The sequence below is a fragment of the Arthrobacter sp. CAN_A1 genome (genome assembly GCF_015751665.1).
GTDB lineage: Bacteria > Actinomycetota > Actinomycetes > Actinomycetales > Micrococcaceae > Arthrobacter_D.
Genome location: NZ_JADOUR010000032.1, coordinates 1 through 3402, shown reverse-complemented (window position 1 = coordinate 3402; position 3402 = coordinate 1). Strand labels below are relative to the sequence as shown.

Here is a 3402-nt window from a genome sequence, read left to right as displayed (position 1 = left end):
GTGGGCAGATCCCATGGCCACCGGCGGGCAGTTTTACTGGCCATCAGTGGGCAGTTCCGTGGCCGCCTACGGGCAGTTTTTCATGGCCGCTGACACTCATCCCACTGCTCTCCGATCGCTTGGAACCCGTAGGCCTCTATAAGAGTGCGGGATGCAATGTTTTCGGGGCTGATGGTTGCCCGAACAGTTCGGACCTCCGGTTGAGCCTGGGCAACTGCAAGCAATATCTCTAGGGCTCGCCGCGCGTAACCTTTTCTTCTGTAGGCGGGGTCAATCCTGTATCCGACCTCGGCCATTCCATCGTCATTTGGTGCCCCATGGAAACCTGCTAACCCGATAGGCGAGGCCATACCTGTAACGCAGACGAATCGGGTGATCCAAGGCATATCTGCCGCAGTATTTCGAACTTGAAGGCTCCTCATTCGCCAGAGACCAATGCACTCATCGCCCACTAGGTAGGGCGTCAAAGAGTTCTCTGGGAGAACATCGTTCTGAGCCAGGCTGTGCAGTACAGGTGTTGGAACAATAATCAATGAGAGATCTGACGCTTCAGGCTTCGGGTGCCGCCATGGCTGGCTACTAACTGTCATCCCAACAGCTTTCCATGTGGCTGTCTCGTCGGTGTCTCTGAATCTATCGTTTTCGAGCGTAGATTCCGTGCGATTGGTGGGACTGGTTCGCTCGGGTTGCCGAGTTAGGCCGGGATTATGTGTTCATTTTCAAGCTGAGTTTGCCGGTCGTGACCGATCTTGGTTGCGGCAATAAAACTAGAGACAGCCAGCATAATGAGGCCTAACGCGGCTCCGGCGGATTGGAGAGAAAAAATGCCGATGGCAACAGCAAGAGCAAATACACCAACGGCTGCCGTCAGCACGCTACGCGTCCTCACTGCAAGCAAAAGCAGAGCCACCCCATAAACAGGGTTGAAGGGAAAGCTGTTGAAAAAGATGGCCATGCCTACCGCTAGAGCTACGAGGACCGCCATAGCGCCACGATGGTGCCGTCGCCCTTCTTTTCTCTCGCCGGCGGCCACAACTAGGTAGGCGCCCAATAGCAGGACTATCGGTGTCGCAATCCAGAGCCATGGGTCTGCTAACCCGAGGGAAAACCTGGGTACCCAGGGAATGGTGCCATCTGCCCAAGCAAAGATATGAAGCACCGAAACACATGCCCCAAGCCCGATCGCGGCAAGCAAAGACTGATCTGCCCTCAGGTTAGCGTTCTGCTCGCTGGTCATTCAGCTACTCCAATCAGGTCGCTGCAAAGTCTTATGGCAAGAACTTCTAGCCTCTCACGACGTAAACATAGGCAGTGTCCGTAAACGATGGTTTGTCAGAGGCTAGGGGAGTAGCCGGTGCGGGAAATTTGCGAGTATGCCATCTGTGGGTTGCTAAGCGGCACTGGCGACGTTGAGAGCAGACCACGACTGTATCTGTGGGAGTTCCTCGAATGCTGGCTTCGCGAACCAGTATCCTTGGAAGAGGCGGATGCCGGCTGTCTTCAGAACTAGGAACTCCGCTTCGGTCTCAACGCCTTCTGCGAGCACTGTGATGTCGAGTGCTTTGGTGATTCCCATGATGCCAGCCACGACAGCCTGGCGGGCCGGACTGGTGTCGATTCCGCGGATGAGCAACATGTCGATCTTGATCAGGTCTGGCTGGAACTCGACCAGGAGTCCCAGTCCCGCATGACCTGCACCAAAGTCATCGATGGCGGTGGTGAAACCATGCTTGCGATATTCGGTGATGATGTTCGTGAGGTGAGCGGTGTCCAAAACCTCCTCATTTTCGGTGAACTCGAACATGACCGATGACGTCGGGAAACTGCATCGCTCGGCCGCGAGCAGGGTCGCACGAAGGCATGCAGCCGGTTGGTAGACCGCGTTCGGCATGAAGTTGATGGAGAGCATCAATTCCTCGCCCGTAGGAAACAGGCGCGACGCCAGCTCGATTGCCTTGACACGACAGTCCTGGTCGAAGCGGTATTTTTGCTCTGGCGAGATCTTTGACAGGACGTCAAAAGCACCCTCACCGGATAAACCTCTGACCAGCGCCTCGTAGCCCCATACGCGACCGGCAACCGCGTCATAAATTGGTTGGAAGGCCATGCTGAAATCGAAGTCGAGCTGTGAAGATGTCGTGCAGCCGTTGCATGCCATGTGGAGCTCTCCCTCACTTGTTACATCCACCGTAGGGTACAACTGTTTCGATTATGGCGGCTTGATTCGAGACCACTTCTGCAGCGCTTCGGTGTGGGTGCGTGATGACCAGTAAATTGGCGCCATGCGGGCCCCCGCAAACGATGGATACAGAGACACCGGCGGGTGAGACACGACGTGTGGATGTGATGGCTAGTTGGCGGTGTTTTGTTAGTGGTGATCGGCGGCTAGGGTGCAATCAGGGACCGCGCTGCCAAAGCTTCAGGTGGGAAGGCATTGAGATGCAGGAGACGCCGAGACGAATGCTTTGGTTCTTCGTCAGGCCCATGATTGAGTCAGTGCTTCTGGGTGTGATCGCCGGCATGATGGGTCAAGTCCTCCTGCCCGAAGGCACCATGCTGAGCTCGGGTGTCGTGCCAGGGTTGATGGTGGGGATTGTTGGCGGTATTGTCCTCGCCTTCGTGCGCCTGAGGACTGACACCAGGAGTAACCCGTCCGTAAGGGGTAGACGTCGAGTATTAGGTTGGACCACTGCGTCGGCGGCCGCCGCATTCTGGGTAATGACTTTGTGGACTTCGAACCCCCAGATCGCATGGTCGGGGCGAGTCCTTCTTTGCAGCGGCGTGGCAATTATTTATGGGTTTTTGACCCACCGAGCCCTAGGGCGTGTCTCCTTATTGTTCGGTGAGGTCTTTGGGATGCTGGTGGTATGTCACGTACTGCTGTTTTGTCGGATGCTCAGTGGGCTCGGATTGAGCCGTTGATGCCAAGCTCGGACGGAAGCCCGGGCCGCCCCTTCAACAATCACAGGCTGGTCGTTGAGGGCATCGTTTATCGGTTCCGGGCAGGAATCCCGTGGCGGGATCTGCCGGAGTGTTTCGGGTCGTGGAAGACGGTGTGGAAACGCCACCGCCGGTTCAGCAGCGATGGCACCTGGGACAGGATCCACACCCAGTTGCTGGCAGAAGCTGACGCGGCAGGGATGATCGATTGGGAGGTTTCCGTGGACTCGACAGTGAACCGGGCTCACCAACACGCAACCAACCTTCCGCGCACCACAGGGGGACCTGTCGAATTACATGAAACTGCGCGAGGAGCCTCCTGACCACGCGATCGGCCGCTCCCGTGGCGGGTTGACGACGAAAATCCATCATCTCTGCGACGGGAAAATGCGGCCGTTGGCGATGCTCATCGGACCGGGCCAGGGCGGGGACTCACCAATGTTTCCGCTCTTGCTCGATGCG

General features: G+C 57.0%; 3 protein-coding genes and 1 pseudogene. 1 reads left to right on the top strand and 3 read right to left on the bottom strand.

Translation table 11 applies throughout. The features are described 5' to 3' along the window. Window positions 1-80: 80 nt before the first annotated feature. From IWX62_RS16410 to IWX62_RS16020, 3 genes are all read right to left on the bottom strand, one after another. Entirely contained in the window at window positions 81-386 is a 306-nt protein-coding gene (locus tag IWX62_RS16410) for a GNAT family N-acetyltransferase (protein ID WP_333483495.1), read from the bottom strand. Between the two features lie 308 nt (window positions 387-694). Beyond that, window positions 695-1237 carry a hypothetical protein gene (locus IWX62_RS16025; RefSeq protein ID WP_196842409.1) on the bottom strand — a complete coding sequence of 181 codons (543 nt, stop codon included), beginning with the start codon at window positions 1235-1237 and terminating at the stop codon, window positions 695-697. A 153-nt stretch (window positions 1238-1390) separates the two neighbouring features. Beyond that, a complete protein-coding gene (locus IWX62_RS16020; RefSeq protein ID WP_196842408.1) occupies window positions 1391-2158 on the bottom strand; it encodes an EAL domain-containing protein in 768 nt (255 codons plus the stop codon). Window positions 2159-2867: 709 nt separating this feature from the next. Between IWX62_RS16020 and IWX62_RS16015 the strand changes: the two are divergent. Next, window positions 2868-3402, top strand: a pseudogene (locus tag IWX62_RS16015) (IS5 family transposase); the annotation flags it as partial.

Bases quoted from the DNA above. Each gene is read 5' to 3' on its own strand.
- IWX62_RS16020 (WP_196842408.1), bottom strand. From the start codon at position 2,158: ATGGCATGCAACGGCTGCACGACATCTTCACAGCTCGACTTCGATTTC.
- IWX62_RS16410 (WP_333483495.1), bottom strand. From the start codon at position 386: ATGCCTTGGATCACCCGATTCGTCTGCGTTACAGGTATGGCCTCGCCT.
- IWX62_RS16025 (WP_196842409.1), bottom strand. From the start codon at position 1,237: ATGACCAGCGAGCAGAACGCTAACCTGAGGGCAGATCAGTCTTTGCTT.